Raw genomic sequence first — 17,905 nt, forward strand, 5'->3', positions numbered from 1 at the left:
AGAGCTGCCCGAGGTGCTTATCTGACGAATACTCGGATGGGCCAGCCCCGTGTCACCCGGCTGTCCCCACGGGGAGGTCGCCGGGCCCTCGGCGCGCGTCCGGCGCTCCGCGCTCGCCGGTTCAAGGGCCGTTCTCCCCCGCCCTGCACCCGTCCGGCGGCGGCCCCCACCCGTTCGCCTCGTCCGGGGCGACGGCCCCTCCCGCCGCGCTTACCGTTCTGACGACGCCACGAAGGGAGAACCATGCCCGCGAAGGACTTCCGCGTCTTCGAGCGCAGGAGACGCCGACCCTGGGGCGTCCTGGCCCTCGCCATGCTGTCCGGACTCGCCATGATGCGCAACGGGGTCGACGTCGCCCTCGGACCGCCCCAACCCGCCGCGGCCGCACGGCCGGTGGCGCGACCGCTCGTCCCGCCGCCGGCGGAGGAGACAGCCGGCCTGGAGCCGCTGCCCTTCGCGCCGGCCTCACGGATCAAGATCCCCGCGATCCGGGTCGCCGCGCCGATCATGGACGTGGGCCTGGACGCGGACGGCTGGGTGGCGGCGCCGCCCCCGCAGGACGCCAACCTCGCCGGCTGGTACCAGAACGGCATCTCCCCCGGTCAGCGCGGGACTTCGGTCGTCGTCGGCCATGTCGACAACGCGAGCGGCCCTGCCGTCTTCTACGGCCTGGGATCGCTGGAGAAGGGCCAGCACGTCGAGGTCGAGCGGTACGACGGCCGGGTCGCGGTCTTCGAGATCTACGGGGTCGAGGTCTACTCCAAGAACGACTTCCCCGGCGTGCAGGTCTACGCGGACACCGGTCAGCCCGAACTCCGGGTGATCACCTGCGGCGGCGGCTACACACGGGCGCACGGCTACGACGGGAACGTCGTCGTGTACGCCCGCATGGTCGGCTCCCGCTGACGCTCGCGGCACGGCGAAGGGCCCCGGCACCCACCAGCGCCGGGGCCCTTCGCGTACGACCGCCGTCAGCGCCTCGGCACGGTGATGTGGTAGCCGGCGTCGAGGAGTTCGGGCAGATAGCGGCGGAGCGCGACCACGCTCTGGGAGCGGTCGCCGCCCGCGTCGTGGGAGAGGACGACGGCGCCGGGGGCGGCGCCGTCGAGCACGCGGCGGACGATCGTGCCCGTGCCCGGCTCCTTCCAGTCGAGGGTGTCGATCGTCCAGGCGAGCGGCTCCATGCCCAGCTCGGCGCCGATCTCGAAGGAGTGCCGGTTCCAGGCCCCGTAGGGGGCGCGGTACCAGAGCGGCGCGGCGCCGAGGGTCCGCTCGACGACCTCGCTGGTGGAGCCGAGCTCGTCGCGGATCCGGGAGGGCCGCAGCTTGGGGATGAGGGGATGGGACCACGAGTGGTTGCCGACGACGTGCCCGTCGGCGGCCATCTCCCGCAGCAGGTCCGGGTTCTCGACGGCCATCTCGCCGCACACGAAGAACATCGCCCGGCAGCCGTACCGGCGCAGGGTCTCCAGGATGGCGGGGGTGTAGCGGGGGTCGGGGCCGTCGTCGAAGGACAGCACCATCGAGCGGCCGACCCCGGACATGCTGAGGAAGGGCCGCTGCCGCACCGGCGGCACCGCGCGCCGGAAGGCCGGGGGCGCGTACGCGGTCATCGGCTGGAGCCGGTACGAGGACGGGCGCAGCCGGGCCGCCCGCGCGGCCTGCGGACCGGCGGCCGGCCCCGCCGCGGGTCCCGCGCCCGGCGCGCCCTGGGGCGCGGGGGCGGCGCCCGTGGGCCGCTCGGGCGCGGCGAGCCGGTCCGCCGCGAGGTATCCGACGGTGGCCGTGGCGCCGAGCGCCGCGGCGAGACGCAGCACCGCCCGGCGCCCACTGGGCATCTGATCCTTTTTCATGACCAATGGTTCGTACGGGCGAGGGCCCACCCGGCTCACCGACACCGGCCCCCTGTCCGAAAACACCCGATGAGCCGAAAGCCTCCTGGGGTGACCGCACAGCGGCCCGCCCGGTTCGACGTCCTACTTCCCCATGGTCAGGCCGTCCTTGTCCGCTCCCCTGCTGAGTACGACCTGCCGGATCGTCTCGCGGTTCGAGGAGTGGCGCGGGTCTCCGTCACCCGCCGCGCCGAGGTTGACGACCCGGCCCCGGCCGGTGTCGAACCACTGCGGGACGAACTCGGCCTTGGTGACCTCCCAGCGCGCTCCGGGTGCCTTGGGCGGGGCGAAGGTGAAGCGGCCGAGGGTGCCCTGGTTGCCCCGGGGGTCGAAGGCGCCCTCGTGGTTGATCATGTCCCCGGCGATCTGGTCACCCATCCCGTAGACGATCCACGTGCCGTTGACCTTCTCGTACGCCTGCGGGATGTGAGCGTGCGTGCCGATGATCAAGTCGATGTCGGGACGGCCGTCGCTCGTGGAGGCGGTGAGCGCACGCCCGAGGGAAAGCTGCCGCTCGTCGGCGTCGGTCTGCCACTCGGTGCCCCAGTGGACGCTGACCACGACGACGTCGGCGCCGGCCGCGCGGGCCGCGCGGGCGTCGGCGATCACCTTGCGCTCGTCGAGCAGCTGGACCGCCCAGGGCTGTCCCTCGGGCAGCGGGTACCCGTTGGTGTCATAGGTGTAGGCGAGCTGGGCGACCGTGGCGCCGCCCGCCTTCATCAGCGTGGGCCGCGCCGCCTCCTCGGCGGTACGGGCGGAGCCGGCGTGCCGGATCCCGGCCGCGTCCAGGGCGTCCAGGGTGCGTCGGAGCCCGGCCGCTCCGTCGTCGAGGGTGTGGTTGGACGCGGTGGAACAGGAGTCGTATCCGGTGGCCTTGAGGGCGGTGGCGACCTCGGGCGGCGACTTGAAGGCGGGGTAGCCGGTGTAGGGGCCGCCCTCCTTCCCGTACACGGTCTCCATGTGGCAGATGGCCAGGTCGGCGGGGGCGACGACGCTCTTGACCCCGGCGAGCATGGGGCCGAAGTCGTAGCCGTCGCCGCCGGCGTCCTGGGCCGCGCGACGGATGATGGAGTCGTGCGGGAGGACGTCACCGGAGGCGACGAGGGTGAATCCGGCGGGGGCGGAGGCTCCGCCCGGGGCGGCGGACGGCGCGGCGGACGGCGGCGCGGTCCGGCCGGTGGCGGGCTGCCCGGCCGAGAGCCCGGGGGCGGGGCCACCGCCGCTCGGGGCGCTCCCTTCGGTGCAGCCGGTGGCCGCCGCGACGAGGAGGGCGGCGACCGCCACCACTGCCGGTCTGGTGCGTGAGGTCATCTACGGCACTCCGCTCAGCTCTTGCTATGAACACCTGTTCTGAAGAATTGATCGCGCAGGAAAGCCGCAGTCAAGGGTCAAGGCCGTACAAGCACACGAACCCCGCTGAAACGGACGCAACAACTCCGCCTGACCGTTCGCCGTACCATTCGCCGCTCTGTGCGACCGTTCGTCGCAGACCGATGTCCCTTCCCTGTCACTCCTCTTCCGGATGCGTTCGTATACCGCCGGGACGACGAGCCGAGGGAGAGGCGGGGAGCATGACGACGGCGACGACCGACGAACGGAACCTGGAGCAGCTGCAGCGGGACCACGGCCCGGCACTGCTCTCCTTCCTGCTCGGGCTGACCTACGGCGACCGGCAGCGCGCCGAGGACCTCGCCCAGGAGACCCTCGTACGCGCCTGGCTCCACCCCGAGGCCTTCGAAGGGCCCTACGAGTCCATGCGGCCCTGGCTCTTCACCGTGGCCCGCCGGCTGGCCATCGACGCGCGCCGCTCGCGCCTCGCCCGGCCCGCCGAGATCGGCGACGGCGTCCTCGCGGTGACGCCCGACCCGGCCGACGCCACCGCCTCCGCCGAGGCGGCGCTCGACGTACGGGCCGCCGTCCGCGGACTGAGCCCCGAGCACCGGGAGGTGCTCGTCCGGATCTACTTCCACGGCCTGACCGTCAACGAGGCCGCCGTGGACCTCGGCATCCCCGCCGGGACCGTCAAATCCCGCTCGCACTACGCCCTGCGGCAGCTCGGCCGGTCCCTGCCCGGCTACCGCCCGCACCGCGCGGGCGTTGCCCGGCCGCGCGCCACGGCCTCACAATGACGCCGTGACGACTCCCGACGCCGTGGCGCTGACGCCCACCGCCGCCGAAAAGATCCTCGCCGACAACTTCGCCCCCTGGGTGCTCGACCTGGGACTCACCATCGAATCCGTCGCCTCCGCCGACGGAGCCGGAGCCGAGGCCGTGCTCCGGCTCCCCTGGTCCGACCGGCTCGCCCGGGAGGGCGGCGGCCTCTCCGGCCAGGCCCTGATGGCCGCGGCGGACACGGCGACGGTCATCGCGGTCGCCGCGGCCCGCGGCGGCTTCGTCCCGATGACCACCGTCCAGCAGTCCATCACCTTCCAGCGGGCGGTCGTCGGCAGCGACGTCCTGGTGCGGGCCCGGCTCACCAAGTCGGGCAAGCGGATGGCCTTCGCCGACATCACGATGACCGCCGACGGCACGGAGGAGACCGCCGCCCACGCCACCGCCGTGTACGCGCTGCTCGGCTGAACCGGCCACGGCCCGCCGCTCCCACCCCGTACGCCACGCCTGGCAACACTCGCCCCACCGGCACCTATCCGGCCGGAAAACGTATCCGAAACCACACGGGCGAGTTGAGCAAAGCGGGACCCGCGGAGGCCCTTCACGGTGGAGGCTCTCCCCCGGGCCCCTGACATCCGGGCCCCACATGTACGGGTCCCTGATGTACGGGGTCCCTGATGTACGGGTCCCCATGTCCGGGAGAAGAAGGTGGGAGCGTTGCTGCCCGAGAGCACGAACGGCACCGGCGGCACGAGCGGCGGCGGACTCGCCGTCCCAATGGCCTGGCTGTGCGCCGAGTACCAGGCGGACGCGGTGTTGCGGTCCGCCGCGCTCGTGGCGCCCGGCTCGCTGGAGTACCGGGCCGGCCTCCAGGCCCTGGCCCTCACCGTCCATCTGTCGGAGGACCCGGACCCCGTACCGGTCGAGACGTTGCTGCGCCGCACGGCGTACGACCGGCCCTGGACGTCCTGGGTCGAGGAGCGGCTCGCCGGCCGCCTCGCCGCGGAGGGGGACGGGCCCGACCTGGCCCTCGCCCACAGCGCCTGGCGTGCTCTGCGCGACACCTGGGTGCGTGCCGCCGATGTGGACGGCCCGACGGCCGGCGAACGCGGTTCACCGGTGGACGAGAAGGTGCAGGTCTGGGTGCCCGCCTGGAAGCTGGGCCTGCCGCTCGCCCACCTGTCCGTCTACCTACGCTGAACGGTGCACGCCGGGGCGGTACTTGGGAATGCGTACCGTCACCTTCATGCCCGCGCCGACGCCGGTCTCGATGACGAGGCCGTGCTCCGCGCCGTACACCTGCCGCAGCCGCTCGTCCACATTGAGCAGACCGATGCCGGACCCCGCCGGGTGCTCCCCGCGCAGGACGGCCCGCAGCAGCTCCGGGTCCATGCCGACGCCGTCGTCCTCGACGGTCACCACGGCCTCGGCACCCGCGTCCCGGGCGGCGATCGTCACCCGGCAGCCCCGCTCCCGCTCCTGGAGGCCGTGCTTGACGGCGTTCTCCACCAGGGGCTGGAGGCAGAGGAAGGGCAGCGTCACCGGCAGCACCTCCGGGGCGATCTGCAGCGTCACCTTCAGCCGGTTCCCGAAGCGCGCTCCGGCGAGGGCCAAGTACTGCTCGATGGAGCGCAGTTCGTCGGCGAGCTGGGCGAAGTCGCCGTGCCTGCGGAAGGAGTAGCGGGTGAAGTCGGCGAACTCCAAGAGGAGTTCCCTGGCCCGCTCGGGGTCGGTGCGGACGAACGACGCGATGGCGGCGAGGGAGTTGAAGATGAAGTGCGGGGAGATCTGCGCCCGCAGGGCCCTGATCTCGGCCTCCACGATCCTGGTCCGCGAGCGGTCGAGCTCGGCCAGCTCCAGCTGGACGGAGACCCAGCGGGCCACCTCGGTCGCGGCCCGCACCAGGACGGCCGACTCCCGTGAGCCGTACGCGACGAGCGCGCCGAGGACCCCGTCCTCGCCGGTGAGCGGGGCGATCACCGCCCAGCGCAGGGGGCACGCCGGGTCGTCGCAGTCGGTGTGCGCGGACCGGCTGCGGCCCGTGTCGAGGGTGTCGGCGGCCAGCGCGGGAACGTGCGCCCGGTGGTGGTCCCCGCCCGGACCGTCCCAGGCGAGGACCGCGCCCCGGTCGGTGAGGCAGAGCGCCTCGGTGCCGAGCAGCGAGCGCAGCGTGCTCGCCGCCTTGCGGGCGGTCTCCTCGGTCAGCCCGGCACGCAGCGGCGGCGCGGCGAGCGAGGCCGTGTGCAGGGTGTGGAAGGTGGCCCGTTCGACAGGGGTGCCGAGGTCGGGGTCGGCGGTGCGGCCCCCGCGCCGTGCGGCGAACCGCCCCAGGACGAAGCCCGCCGCGAGGAGCACCACCCCGGCGGCGGCCGCGGCGGCGAGCGCGATACCGGTCACGGGCGTACCTCCGGGGCGGCGGGGTCGGTGCCGGTCATCGGCGTCCCCCTCGGGAAGGAACGGTGCCGGTCATCGGCGTACCTCCTGGGAGGGGACGGAGCCGGTGAACTCCTCCGGCAGGTGGAGCCGGGCGAGGAGTGCCGGGGTGCCGGGCGGGATCCGGCCGGGGGTCGCGAGCGAGACGAGGACCATCGTCAGGAAGCCGAGGGGAACCGACCAGACGGCGGGCCAGGCCATCAGCGTGTGCGGCCAGCCCTCGGGCGCGAGCCCGGCCCGGGTCGCCATCACGGCCGCGAGGGCCGAGCCGCCGCCGAGCAGGAGCCCGGCCATGGCCCCGGGCGGGGTGAGCCGGCGCCACCAGATGCCGAGGACGAGCAGCGGACAGAACGAGGAGGCGGAGACCGCGAACGCGAGGCCGACGGCGTCGGCGACCGGCACCTTGGACGCGACCACGCCGACGCCGAGCGGGACGGCGGTGGCCAGCAGGGTCCCGAGGCGGAAGTGGCGCACGCCCCGGGAGGGCAGCACGTCCTGGGTGAGGACACCGGCGACGGACATGGTGAGTCCGGAGGCGGTGGAGAGGAAGGCGGCGAAGGCCCCGCCCGCCAGGAGCGCGCCGAGGAGGTCGCCTGCGGATCCGCCGAGGATCCGCTCGGGCAGGACGAGCACGGCGGCGTCGGCTGAGCCGGTGAGGGCGAGCTCGGGGGCGTAGATCCGGCCGAGGAATCCGTACAGCGGCGGCAGCAGGTAGAACGCGCCGACGAGCCCGAGGACGACGAGGGTGGTGCGGCGGGCCGCGCGGCCGTGGGGGCTCGTGTAGAAGCGGACGGCGACGTGCGGCAGGCCCATGGTGCCGAGGAAGGTCGCGAGGATCAGCCCGTACGTGGCGTACAGCTGGTGTCCGTCGTGTCCCCCGGCGAGCGGCTGGGACCAGCCGAGGGGGTCGGTACCGCTGGCGGCCCTTTCGGGCAGGACCGCGCCCGGGGCGAAGGCGAGTTCGGTGCCGGCGAGGACGTGGTGGGTGCCGGGGGCGAGGGTGACGGTCCGGTGCTCGTACGGGACGGTGTCGACGCGCCCGGTCACGGTGAGGGTGAGCGGGGCGTCGAGGCGGATCCGTACCGTGTCGGCGACGCGGACGACGGTGTGCTCGCGGAGGACGGCGGGGGCGTCGAAGCGGGCCCGGGGCGCGCCGTCCCCGTACCAGGCGGCGAGGAGGAAGAGGACGGGGACGAGCAGGGCGGTGAGTTTCAGCCAGTACTGGAAGGTCTGGACGAAGGTGATGCTGCGCATGCCTCCGGCGGCGACGGTGCCGGTGACGACGAGGGCGACGAGCAGCCCGCCGACCCATTCGGGTGCGCCGGTGAGGATCTCCAGGGTGAGCCCGGCGCCCTGGAGCTGCGGCAGCAGGTAGAGCCAGCCGATGCCGACGACGAAGAGGCTGGCGAGGCGGCGGGCCTGCGGCGATTCGAGGCGGGCCTCGGCGAAGTCGGAGAGGGTGTACGCGCCGGAGCGGCGCAGCGGGGCGGCGACGAGGACCAGCAGGACCAGGTACCCGGCGGTGTAGCCGACGGGGTACCAGAGCATCGCGGGGCCCTGGACGAGGACGAGCCCGGCGATGCCGAGGAAGGAGGCGGCGGAGAGGTACTCGCCGCTGATGGCGGCGGCGTTGAGGCCCGGCCGGACGGTCCGCGAGGCGACGTAGAAGTCGGAGGTGGTGCGGGAGATCCGCAGGCCGAGGGCGCCGATGAGGACGGTCGCGAGGACGACGGCGGTGACGGCCGCGACGGCGTAGGTCTGGTTCACGCGGGGTGCTTCACCGTTTCGGTCACCGTTCGACGAGGCCGGTGAAGTCGCGCTCGTTGCGCTCGGCGCGGCGGACGTACCAGTGGGCGATGCCCCAGACGACGGGGTACACCCCGGCGCCGAGCGCGGCCCAGACGAGGGCCTCGGGCGCGGGCAGCGCGAGCAGCAGGGGCAGCGAGCCGACGAGCAGGGCGAGCGCGCCGAGCGCAGTGAGCGCGGCGCGCAGCTGGCTGCGCATCAGGGAGCGGACGTAGGTGTGCCCGAGGGTGGTCTGCTCGTCGATCTCGGAGCGGGCCGGGGCGTGCGCGGGAGGCCGCCGCCGGGCGGGTCCGGGGACGGCGCCGTGGGCGGAGGCGTACGTGACGGTCTCGCGCCGGGGTCTGCGCGGCGGCTGGTGCTCGGACATCGGCGTCCGCTCCGGCATCTCTCGGACGGCTGCACGGCGGGCGGTCGGGCCGTCGGGCAGGCGGGCCGTGGGGCCCGGGACGCGTGGAGTCTACGCAGCGCTCCCCGGCCACGACAGACCCGCGGGTGATCAGCCCCCGGCCCGGCGCATCAGCAGGTCACGGAGGTGGCGGGCGTGGCGGCGACTCACGGCGAGGTCGGTGTCGCCGAGCCGTACCGAGGTGGCGCCGCCGTCGAGGCGGAGTTCGTCGATCCGGTCGAGGGCCACGAGATGGCTGCGGTGGATGCGGACGAAGCCCCGGGCGGCCCACCGCTCTTCGAGGGTGGAGAGCGGGATGCGGACGAGATGGCTGCCGTGGTCGGTGTGGAGGCGGGCGTAGTCGCCGTGGGCCTCCACGTACGCGATGTCGTCGACGGAGACGAAGCGGGTGACCCCGCCGAGCTCGACGGGGACCTGTTCGGGGGCGGCGGGCCCGGAGGTCACGGCCGGGGCCGCCGGCGCGGTGGCGTGGACCAGGTCGTGGACGCGGCGGACGGCCTCGGCGAGACGTTCGCGGCGGACGGGCTTGAGGACGTAGTCGACCGCTTTGAGGTCGAAGGCCTGGAGGGCGAAGCCCTCGTGGGCGGTGACGAAGACGACGAGCGGCGGGCGGGCGAAGCCGGCGAGCAGCCGGGCGACGTCGAGTCCGGTGAGACCGGGCATGTGGATGTCGAGGAAGACGACGTCGATGCCGTCGTCCCCGTCGGGCCCGGTCTCCAGGGCGCGCCCGATCCTGCGCAGGGCCTCGGTCGCGTCGCCCGCGCCCTCGGCGGTGCGCACCCGGGGGTCGGCGCGGAGCAGGTAGAGCAGCTCCCCGAGGGCGGGCTCCTCGTCGTCGACGGCCAGTACGCGCAGCATGCGGCGGAGTGTAGTGCGCTGCCCGGCGCGGCTATTTGAGCAGCTTCGACATCCGCCGGTCGGCGAGCGGTCTGCCGCCGGTCTGGCAGGTCGGACAGTACTGGAGGGAGGAGTCGTGGAAGGAGACCTCGCGGATGATGTCGCCGCAGACCGGGCAGGGTTCGCCGGTGCGGCCGTGGACGCGCAGGCCGCTCTTCTTCTCGGCCTTGAGCTTGCCGGCGGCGAGGCCGTGGGAGCGTGCGACGGCCTCGCGGAGGGTGGTCCGCAGCGCCGTCCAGAGGGCGGTGGTCTCCTCCGGGGTGAGGTTCTGGGTGGGTTTGAAGGGCGACATCCTCGCGGCGTGGAGGATCTCGTCGCTGTAGGCGTTGCCGATGCCCGCGATGAGGCCCTGATCGCGCAGGGCGCCCTTGATCTGCCGCCGTTCGCCCGCGAGGAGCGCGGCGAAGGCTTCGGGGCCGAACTCCTCGGCGAGCGGGTCGGGGCCGAGCCGGGCGACGCCCGGCACCTCCTGCGGGTCGTGGACCAGGTGGACGGCGAGGCGTTTGGTGGTGCCGGCCTCGGTGAGGTCGAAGCCGTCGCCGCCGGTGAGCGCGGTACGCAGGGCCAGCGGGCCCTTGCCGGGCTTCGGCGGCCCGGAGGGCAGCGGGTCCTGCCAGCGGAGCCAGCCCGCGCGGGCCAGGTGGATCAGGAGGTGGAGTTCGCCCGCCGCGCCGCTGGTGGTGAGGTCGAGGAACTTCCCGTGCCGGCCGACCGCGGTGACCTCGGCGCCCTCGACGGCGGTGAGAGGCGGGTCGTACGTCTTGAGGACGCTGATCGCGACGGGGAGGACGCGGGCGATCTCCTTGCCCACCAGATGCGCGTCGAGGAACTCGCGCAGCGCTTCCACTTCGGGCAGTTCGGGCATGGCTCCACCCTGCCGCAGGGTCGGCGGGGCCGCGCGCCGGGACGCTTTAGGGTGTGTGACGTGCGCGTACTGCTCGTCGAGGACGACGAAGACCTCCGGTTCGGGGTGGCCGCCGCTCTGCGGGCCGCCGGGCTCGCCGTCGACGAGGCGGCCGACCTGCCCGGGGCCGACGAGGCCCTGTTCGTCACCGCGTACGACTGCGCGGTCTTCGACCGGATGCTGCCGTCGGGGGACGCCGCCGCCTATGTCGAGGGGCTGCGGCGCGGCGGCCGCGACGTGCCCGTCCTGTTCCTCACCGCGCGCGACACCGTCGCGGACCGGGTGGAGGGCTTCGCGAGCGGCGGCGACGACTATCTCGTCAAGCCGTTCGCCGTGCCCGAGCTGGTCGCCCGGGTGCGCAGCCTGTGCCGCCGCTCCGCCGTCGTACGCCCGCCGGTGCACCGCGTCGGCGACCTGGAGGTCGACACCGCCCGCCGGCACGTCCGCCGGGCCGGGGTGCTGCTCTCCCTCACCACCAGGGAGTTCGCCGTCCTTGAGGCCCTCGCGACCCGCGCCGACCAGGCGGTCTCCCGCGCCGAGCTGATCGAGAGCTGCTGGGACGAGATGGCCGAGCCGCAGTCCAACGTCCTGGAGGTGCTCGTCTCCCAGCTCCGCCGCAAGCTCGGGGTCCCTCCGCTGATCCACACCGTGCGCGGTGTCGGCTACCGGCTCGCGGCCGACGACGCCCGGTGAGGCGCCTGCTCCCCCGTCGGACGGGCCCGCTCACGCCGACCGCGCGGGTGTTGCGGCTGCGCCGGCGGATCAGCCTGCTGTTCGCGCTGACCAGCGCGGTGGGGCTGGTCGCGATGGCCGTGTTCGCCGTGCGGAGCGACAGCTCCCGCTGGCGTGAGCAGCTCGACCACGCGATGGACGCGGACACCAGCTGGGCCCTCGGTCTCCTGGAGACCGACGAGAGCGGGCAGCTGGCCACGGATGTCCTGGCGGACACGGTGAACACGGGCTGCCCGCCGCTGACCGTGCTTCTCGTGACCGGCGACGACCCGGGCGGTACGGGGGGTGGCCTGACCGTGCAGCACGCGCCGCCCGCGCCGTGTCTGTCGGTGAGTACCGGGGTGGTCCTGGAGGCCGGGCGGGCGGCGGCGCGGACCGGGGATGCGCGGGGCTTCGACCGGCGTACGACGGACGGCGCACCGGTGCGGGTGTTCGCGTTGCCGTTCTACGCGCCGGAAGCGGCGGAGGACGAGGGGCCGCAGGGCGTCCTGGTGACGACGGCCGACGCGACGGCCCAGCGGGACGACCACCGGCGGCTCGTGTGGATGGTGGCGGGCGGCTGCGCGGTGCTCGTGCTGCTGTCCGCCGCCGTCGGGCACGTGCTGTCGGGGCGGGCGGTCCGGCCCGCGCTCTCCGCGCTCGGCCGGCAGGAGGCGTTCCTCGCGGACGCGGCGCACGATCTGCGGACGCCGGCCGCCTCGCTCCGGACGCTCGCGGAGACGGCCCTGCGCGGCGAGACGGACAGCACGGACGTGCACCGGCGGACGCTGCGTCTGGCGGAAGGCATGGGCCGGCTGGTCGACGGGCTGCTCACCCGGGCCCGGCTCATGTCCGGTACGGCCACGGTGGCGCGGCAGCCGCTGCGCCTGGACCAGTTGGCGGAGGCAGTCGCCCAGGAAGCCGCCGAGGCGGCCACAAAGGGACACCGCGTCAGGGTCGAGGCCGAGGACACGATCGTCGTCGCCGATCCGGATCTCGTACGCCGGGCGGTCGGGAACCTGCTGGGAAACGCGCTCGCGCACGGCCACGCGCCGGGCGTTCCGGCGGACGTCCTGATCACGGTGGCCCGGGACGGCACGCTGACGGTCGAGGACGCGGGTCCCGGCCTGCCTCCGGGGGTCGCGGACGCCCTGTTCGAACGCTTCCGCAGCGGATCCGGATCCACAGGCCTCGGTCTGTCCATCGCGTCCTGGGTCGCCCATGTCCACGGAGGCACGCTCACGGCGGGGCGCGGGGAACGCGGCGGTGCCAGGTTCGTGCTCCGGCTCCCCGGCCAGGGCTGAACCTCCCCCGCTCTCTCTGCCCCCCGCCTCAGCAAATCCTCAGCATCCACGCGTGATCCTTCCCTGGACCGACCACCCATGGGAGTACTCCGTGATCACCGCCCCCACCCGCCGCCGGACCCTCGTCCTCGCCCTCGCCGTCCTCGGCGCCACGTCGCTGGCGGCCTGTACGGCCGGAACCGGCTCGGACGGGAACCGGCCGAGGACCTCGGCCGCCCCCACCGACCCCGCCTCCCGCCCCGACCTGCGGCGCTTCTACGGCCAGAAACTCGACTGGCGGCCCTGCGGCGACCACCGGTGCGCCTCGCTCACCGTCCCGCGGGACTACTCCCGCCCCGGCAACGGCAAGACCTTCGTCCTGCCGGTGGCGAAGGCCGTCACCGCGATCCCGGGGAAGCGTGTCGGATCGCTCGTGCTCAACCCCGGTGGCCCGGGCGAGCGCGGGGTGCAGTTGGTCAAGGACGGCGTCGCCGAGGACATCGGCCGGGGCGTGAGCGAGCGGTTCGACATCGTGTCCTTCGACCCGCGCGGAGTCGGCGGGAGCAAGCCGGCCCTGACCTGCACGCCCGCCGACTCGGCGGAACCGGCCGAGGGCGGGGAGGAGTCCACGGACGACGCCGCCGAGGTGCCGCTCCACCCCCGGACCGCCTCCGAGCGCGCCGACGCCCTCGCGAGCGCCCGGGCGACGGCCGCCGGCTGCCGGGCCGCCAGCGGTCCGCTGCTCCCCCACGTCGGAACGGACGACGCCGCCCGTGACCTGGACGTGCTGCGCGCGGCCCTCGGCGAGCGACGGCTGACGTACGTCGGCTGGTCGTACGGCACGAGCCTGGGCACCTCGTACGCCGAGCAGTTCCCGCGCCGCGTACGGGCGATGGTCCTGGACGGGGCCGTCGACCCGTCGCTCGACTGGCGGCAGCGCATGCTCGGCCAGTCCACCGGGTTCAGGAAGGCGGTGGAGGAGTACGCCGACTCCTGCGCCGACACGGTCGGCGACGCCTGCCCGGGCGCGACGCCCGAGGAGATACGGGCCCTGATCGACCGTCTCCTGGAGCGGACCGAGCGCGAGCCGCTGCCGGTCGACGACTCCGCGTACGGTCTCGACGCCCCGGCCCTGGTCTCGGCGCTCAGCCTGTCCATGTACACGCCGGAGGCGCAGTGGCAGGACCTGTCCGAGGCGCTGGTCGCGGCGGACGGCGGGGACGGAACGAGGCTGGCGGCCCTGGCGGCGGGAGAGGAAGCGCCCGAGGACACAGACGCGGACGCCTCCGACGACTCCTCGGGGGCCGCCGTCTCCGAGGGTCCCGCGGAGAGCGAGCCGTCCGGCGCGTCGGAGGACGACGTGCCCGAGGACAACACCGACGCCGCCCTGATCGCGATCAACTGCCTCGACGTCCCTCATCCGCGCGACGCCCAGGCCTACTGGGACGCCCTTGCCCCCGCGGAGAAGGCCGCGGGTGTCTACGGCACGACCGGCGTGGTCAACGAACTGGTCTGCAAGGACCTCCCGGCCGGTTCCCAGCGCCCGCACCGGGTGACGGCCGAGGGTGTTCCGCCGGTGCTCGTCGTGGGGACGGCGGGCGACCCGGCCACGCCGTACGGGGAGGCCGTGAGCCTGGCGCGGCAGTTCCCCGGCGGGATGCTGCTGTCGCTCGACGCCCCCGGCCACACCGGCTACGGCCGCAGCACCTGTGTCGACAGGAAGGTCGAGGCGTACCTGATCTCCCTCACGAAGGTCCTGCCCGGCACGACGTGCACGGAGTGACCCCTGCGTTCTACGGGGCGGCCGGAGGGTCCAGGAGGTCGAGTTCGGCCGTGAACGCGGCGGCGAGCGCGTCGAGGTCGGGGACCGCCTCGCCGTCGGCGACGAGACCGATGTGGACGCTGCCTCCGTACGGGGACATCGCGACGGCGAGGGACTGGCCACGGGCGAGCGGCGCCATGGGGAAGAGCGCCCGCAGCGGGGCGCCGCCGAGCGAGAGCGCGGAGCGGGGCAGCGGCACCTGGGTGACGAGGAGGTCGAAGAGGAGCCGGGCCGCGCCGGAGGCGAAGGGCGCGCCGAAGCGGTGGGCGAGCGGGGGGAGCCGGTCGGCCAGGAGGGCGACGGCGCCCGCGCCCTTGAAGGGGCCTGCGGCTTTGTTCCGGTCCATCGCGTGCCGTACGGCGGCGAGTCGGGCCGCCGGGTCGGGTTCGGTGACCGGCAGGTCGACGAGGTAGCCGGAGAGACTGTTGCCGGGGCCGGGTGCGGCGCCGGGGCGGCGGCGGGAGACCGGGACGAGGGCCTGGGGGTCGGCGCCGGGGAGCGGCAGGCCGCGCCCGTCGAACCAGCGGCGCAGGGCTCCGGCGGCGACGGCGAGGAGGACGTCGTTGGCGGTGCCGCCCGTGGTGCGGCGGATCCGGTGGACGCGGTCGAGGGCCAGGGTCGCGGTCGCGAGCCGGCGCGTACCGCTGGATTCGGCGGCGAGAGGCGCGGCGGGACCGTCGAGGCGGCCGGCGCGGACGACGGAGGCACCGACGACCGAGGCACCGACCTCGACGGCCCTGCCGAGGTCGCCGAGCCGGTCCCGGGCGAGGTCGAGAAGGCGGCCGGGGCCGGGGAGCCAGGAGCGCGGGGGTACGGGGCGGGGGCGGCGTGCGGGGCGGCGTCCTGCGGCGATCTCGTCGAAGATCCCGGCGCCGATGGCGACGGCCCGCATGCCGTCGGCGAGGGCGTGGTGGAGCTTGACGAGGACGGCGAAGGAGCCGTCGGGGGCACCGGTGAGCAGGTACATCTCCCAGGGCGGCAGGCCGCGCTCGACGGGGCGTTCCATGAGCTCGGCGGCGAGCCGGGTGGTCTCGGCGGGGAAGTCGGCACCGGGGAGGGTGATCTCGCGGACGTGGTGGCGTACGTCGAAGTCCGGGTCGGCGCTCCAGGCGGCGCCGCCGACGGGGAGCAGGACGTCGCGCACGCGCATCCGGAGCCTGGGGACGGCGGCGGCGCGGCGGGCGAGCAGCTCCAGGACGTCCACCGGCGGCTCGTGGCCGGGGGCAGCGGGGACGGGTCCGAAGTGGGCGAGGGCCCCGAGGTGGAGGGGGTGGGTGGGGGATTCCAGGTGCCAGAAGGCCAGATCCAGGGGTGCCAGTAGTTCAGGTGCCAGTGGTTCGGGTGCCTGGAGCTCGGGTGCCTGGGGCTCGGGTGCCAGTGGTTCGGGTGCCAGTAGCTCGCTGCTGCTGCTCACGGGTGGTGTCCTCACGTCCTGCGCGGAGAGGCGGGAGACCGCAGTCAATCGCGTACCGACAGTTACGGTCAAGTACGATCAGTTCACGCTCAGTTAACAGGTTCAGTTCGCCACGATGAACTCGCACCAGACACACTTGCCACCGCCCCGCGACTCGACGCCCCACGCGTCGGAGATCTGTTCGACCAGGAGCAGTCCCCGCCCGGAGACGCCCGCCTCCCCCGCCTCGCGGCGCCGGGGCAGCGCGCTGGACCGGTCCTCGACCTCCACACGCATCCGCCGCTCGGGCCCGCTCAGCACCCGCAGGGTCACGATCGCACCGCCGTCGGTGTGCATCAGCGCGTTGGTCATGAGCTCGTCGGCGACCAGCTCGATCTCGTCGGCGCGCTCCCCCGCGCCCCAGGCCCGTACCGCGGCCCTGATCATGTGCCGGGCCGAGCTGAGCGCCTCCGGGTCGCTCTGCGCGACGTGCTGCTGGAACCGGCCGGCCCCGTGGGTCGCGAAGGCGGCCTCACGGCGCAGCAGCAGGATCGCCACGTCGTCCTCGCCGCCGCGGTCGGCGACCACGTCGCAGAGGTGGTCGGCGAGCTGCTGGAGGTCGGCGGGGCCGCGCCGGACGAGGGAGGTGAGCCACTGGAAGCCCTCGTCGAGGTCGGCGCCCGGCTTCTCCACCAGACCGTCGGTGTAGAGCATCAGGGTCTGCCCGGGGTCGAGTTCCAGGGCGGTCACGGGATAGTCGAGCCGGCCGAACTCCGCGGAGAGCCCGAGCGGCAGCCCGCCCTCCACCGGGAGCCTGCGGCAGCGGCCGTCGATCTCCCTGACCAGCGGGTCGACATGGCCGGCGCGGACGATCTGGACGACCCCGGTGCCGAGGTCGACCTCGGCGTAGGTGCAGGTGGCGAAGCGTTCGGTGTCGAGCTCGTGCAGGAAGACGGAGGCCCTGGCCATGACCGTGGCAGGAGGGTGCCCCTCGGCGGCGTACGCGCGCAGCACGATCCGCAGCTGGCCCATGACGGCCGCCGCGTGGGTGTCGTGGCCCTGGACGTCGCCGATGACGGCGCCGACCCGTCCTCCGGGGAGCGGGATGATGTCGTACCAGTCACCGCCGATGTCCCGGCCTAGGCGGGCCGAGCGGTAGCGGACGGCCGTCTGCGCGCCGGGCACCTCGGGGATCCGGCGCGGCAGCATCGCCTGCTGGAGCCCTTCGGCGAGGTCGTGCTCCTGCTCGTACAGCATGGCCCGCTGGAGGCTCTGCGCGATGCTGCTGCCGAGGGCGACGAGCAGCGTCCGCTCGTCCTCGCTGAAGCCGGTCTTGTCGCTGTAGAGCAGGCCGAGCGCGCCGATGGGCCGAGCCTGGGCGATGAGCGGCAGATAGGCGGCGGCGGTGATGCCGAGTCCGCTGATGTGCGGCCAGAGCACCGGGAAGGAGTCGGCGAAGTCCCGGGCCGAGTCGATGAACCGGGGCCGCAGGGTCCGGATCACCTCGCTCATCGGGTACGGCTCGTCCACCCGGGTGAAGCGGGTGCCCGGCACGAAGGCGCCGTCGGGCCCCTCGGCGACCAGATGGATGCGGCCGGCGTCGAGGAGGCCCATGACGAGGCTGGCGGCGCCGAAGTGCTCGAGGGCGTGCGAGTCGTTGAGCAGGTCGATGACGTCCTGCACGGTCCGGGCGTAGGCGAGGGCGGCCGTCGTGCCCTCGACGACGCCCGCGCGCTGCCGGCGCCCCTCGTCGAGGCCGAGCCGGGCGGCGGACTCGGTCAGCTCGTGGGTGGCGTCGCGGAGGATGCCCACGATGCGCACCGGCCGGCCCGTGTCGTCGCGCTCGACGAGGCCCTGGGTGTGGGTCCACTGATGGCTGCCGTCGCGGCGCCGGATACGGAAGTACGCGCCGTACTGGTCACTGCCCTCCTTGAGCGCCTGGGCCACCAGTGTGTCGAGGCGGCGGCCCTCGTCGGGCAGGACGCGGGGGCCGAGGCTCTCGGGCCGGTCGTCGTACTCCGTGCGGTCCAGGTCGAACACCTCGAGGGCGGCGTCGTCCATGATCATCGTCCCGGTGAGCAGGTCCCAGTCGAATCCGCCCATCCGGAACGCCGAGCCGTAGTCGTGCAGGATCCGCGCGGCGGCGCGGGGCTGCTCCGTCGGCGCGTGCGCCGGCCCACGGCGGAGCCGCTCGGCCGCCTCCCCGCCCCCTCTGCCCGCGTTCATGGGGCCACGCTAGGCGCAGC

16 protein-coding genes are annotated in these 17,905 nt (G+C 74.3%); 7 read left to right on the forward strand and 9 right to left on the reverse strand.

Annotated elements, in window-relative coordinates:
• Positions 1-243 precede the first annotated feature (243 nt).
• Positions 244-906, forward strand: a complete 663-nt coding sequence (locus OG357_RS03990) for a class F sortase (RefSeq protein WP_329619791.1) — start codon at positions 244-246, stop codon at positions 904-906.
• 65 nt (positions 907-971) lie between these two features.
• Here OG357_RS03990 and OG357_RS03995 read toward each other — a convergent pair whose 3' ends face one another.
• Both OG357_RS03995 and OG357_RS04000 read right to left on the reverse strand, forming a co-directional pair.
• On the reverse strand, positions 972-1,838 hold the full coding sequence (locus tag OG357_RS03995) for a polysaccharide deacetylase family protein (RefSeq protein ID WP_329619792.1): 867 nt from the start codon (positions 1,836-1,838) through the stop codon (positions 972-974).
• Positions 1,839-1,976: 138 nt separating this feature from the next.
• Positions 1,977-3,203 (reverse strand): CapA family protein, encoded by a 1,227-nt coding sequence (locus OG357_RS04000; RefSeq protein ID WP_329619793.1) that lies wholly within the window; start codon positions 3,201-3,203, stop codon positions 1,977-1,979.
• A 260-nt stretch (positions 3,204-3,463) separates the two neighbouring features.
• On the opposite strand from OG357_RS04000, the gene OG357_RS04005 reads away from it, so the two are divergent.
• The 3 genes from OG357_RS04005 to OG357_RS04015 all read left to right on the forward strand — a co-directional run bounded on the left by OG357_RS04005 (position 3,464) and on the right by OG357_RS04015 (position 5,204).
• Positions 3,464-4,021, forward strand: a complete 558-nt coding sequence (locus OG357_RS04005) for a sigma-70 family RNA polymerase sigma factor (RefSeq protein WP_329619794.1) — start codon at positions 3,464-3,466, stop codon at positions 4,019-4,021.
• A gap of 22 nt (positions 4,022-4,043) precedes the next feature.
• The gene (locus tag OG357_RS04010; RefSeq protein WP_329625482.1) at positions 4,044-4,472 is read left to right on the forward strand and encodes a PaaI family thioesterase; all 429 of its coding nucleotides are present in this window, start codon (positions 4,044-4,046) and stop codon (positions 4,470-4,472) included.
• 249 nt (positions 4,473-4,721) lie between these two features.
• Positions 4,722-5,204: a hypothetical protein gene (locus tag OG357_RS04015; RefSeq protein ID WP_329619795.1), complete on the forward strand. Its 483-nt coding sequence runs from the start codon at positions 4,722-4,724 to the stop codon at positions 5,202-5,204.
• Here OG357_RS04015 and OG357_RS04020 read toward each other — a convergent pair.
• From OG357_RS04020 to OG357_RS04040, 5 genes are all read right to left on the reverse strand, one after another.
• Positions 5,196-6,401: a sensor histidine kinase gene (locus tag OG357_RS04020; protein WP_329619796.1), complete on the reverse strand. Its 1,206-nt coding sequence runs from the start codon at positions 6,399-6,401 to the stop codon at positions 5,196-5,198. The genes OG357_RS04015 and OG357_RS04020 overlap by 9 nt on opposite strands.
• Positions 6,402-6,470: 69 nt before the next feature.
• The gene (locus tag OG357_RS04025) at positions 6,471-8,204 is read right to left on the reverse strand and encodes a sodium/solute symporter (protein ID WP_329619797.1); all 1,734 of its coding nucleotides are present in this window, start codon (positions 8,202-8,204) and stop codon (positions 6,471-6,473) included.
• 22 nt (positions 8,205-8,226) lie between these two features.
• The gene (locus OG357_RS04030) at positions 8,227-8,610 is read right to left on the reverse strand and encodes a hypothetical protein (protein WP_329619798.1); all 384 of its coding nucleotides are present in this window, start codon (positions 8,608-8,610) and stop codon (positions 8,227-8,229) included.
• 129 nt (positions 8,611-8,739) lie between these two features.
• A complete protein-coding gene (locus OG357_RS04035; protein ID WP_329619799.1) occupies positions 8,740-9,507 on the reverse strand; it encodes a LytR/AlgR family response regulator transcription factor in 768 nt (255 codons plus the stop codon).
• A gap of 31 nt (positions 9,508-9,538) precedes the next feature.
• Positions 9,539-10,411, reverse strand: a complete 873-nt coding sequence (locus OG357_RS04040) for an Fpg/Nei family DNA glycosylase (protein WP_329619800.1) — start codon at positions 10,409-10,411, stop codon at positions 9,539-9,541.
• 60 nt (positions 10,412-10,471) lie between these two features.
• On the opposite strand from OG357_RS04040, the gene OG357_RS04045 reads away from it, so the two are divergent.
• The 3 genes from OG357_RS04045 to OG357_RS04055 are packed head-to-tail and all read left to right on the forward strand — an operon-like array spanning position 10,472 to position 14,227.
• A complete protein-coding gene (locus OG357_RS04045) occupies positions 10,472-11,143 on the forward strand; it encodes a response regulator transcription factor (protein WP_329619801.1) in 672 nt (223 codons plus the stop codon).
• Positions 11,140-12,465 (forward strand): sensor histidine kinase, encoded by a 1,326-nt coding sequence (locus OG357_RS04050; protein WP_329619802.1) that lies wholly within the window; start codon positions 11,140-11,142, stop codon positions 12,463-12,465. Before OG357_RS04045 ends, OG357_RS04050 begins: the two co-directional genes overlap by 4 nt.
• Before the next feature lie 52 nt (positions 12,466-12,517).
• Positions 12,518-14,227, forward strand: coding sequence for an alpha/beta hydrolase (locus OG357_RS04055; protein WP_329619803.1), 1,710 nt, complete (start codon positions 12,518-12,520; stop codon positions 14,225-14,227).
• Between the two features lie 10 nt (positions 14,228-14,237).
• Here OG357_RS04055 and OG357_RS04060 read toward each other — a convergent pair whose 3' ends face one another.
• Entirely contained in the window at positions 14,238-15,599 is a 1,362-nt protein-coding gene (locus OG357_RS04060) for a wax ester/triacylglycerol synthase family O-acyltransferase (RefSeq protein WP_329625483.1), read from the reverse strand.
• A 183-nt stretch (positions 15,600-15,782) separates the two neighbouring features.
• Positions 15,783-17,885, reverse strand: a complete 2,103-nt coding sequence (locus OG357_RS04065; protein ID WP_443066619.1) for a SpoIIE family protein phosphatase — start codon at positions 17,883-17,885, stop codon at positions 15,783-15,785.
• Between the last annotated feature and the right edge of the window lie 20 nt (positions 17,886-17,905).

The organism is Streptomyces sp. NBC_01255, assembly GCF_036226445.1.
GTDB lineage: Bacteria > Actinomycetota > Actinomycetes > Streptomycetales > Streptomycetaceae > Streptomyces.

Bases quoted from the DNA above. Each gene is read 5' to 3' on its own strand.
- OG357_RS03990 (WP_329619791.1), top strand. From the start codon at position 244: ATGCCCGCGAAGGACTTCCGCGTCTTCGAGCGCAGGAGACGCCGACCC.
- OG357_RS03995 (WP_329619792.1), bottom strand. From the start codon at position 1,838: ATGCCCAGTGGGCGCCGGGCGGTGCTGCGTCTCGCCGCGGCGCTCGGC.
- OG357_RS04000 (WP_329619793.1), bottom strand. From the start codon at position 3,203: ATGACCTCACGCACCAGACCGGCAGTGGTGGCGGTCGCCGCCCTCCTC.
- OG357_RS04005 (WP_329619794.1), top strand. From the start codon at position 3,464: ATGACGACGGCGACGACCGACGAACGGAACCTGGAGCAGCTGCAGCGG.
- OG357_RS04030 (WP_329619798.1), bottom strand. From the start codon at position 8,610: ATGTCCGAGCACCAGCCGCCGCGCAGACCCCGGCGCGAGACCGTCACG.
- OG357_RS04035 (WP_329619799.1), bottom strand. From the start codon at position 9,507: ATGCTGCGCGTACTGGCCGTCGACGACGAGGAGCCCGCCCTCGGGGAG.
- OG357_RS04040 (WP_329619800.1), bottom strand. From the start codon at position 10,411: ATGCCCGAACTGCCCGAAGTGGAAGCGCTGCGCGAGTTCCTCGACGCG.
- OG357_RS04065 (WP_443066619.1), bottom strand. From the start codon at position 17,885: ATGAACGCGGGCAGAGGGGGCGGGGAGGCGGCCGAGCGGCTCCGCCGT.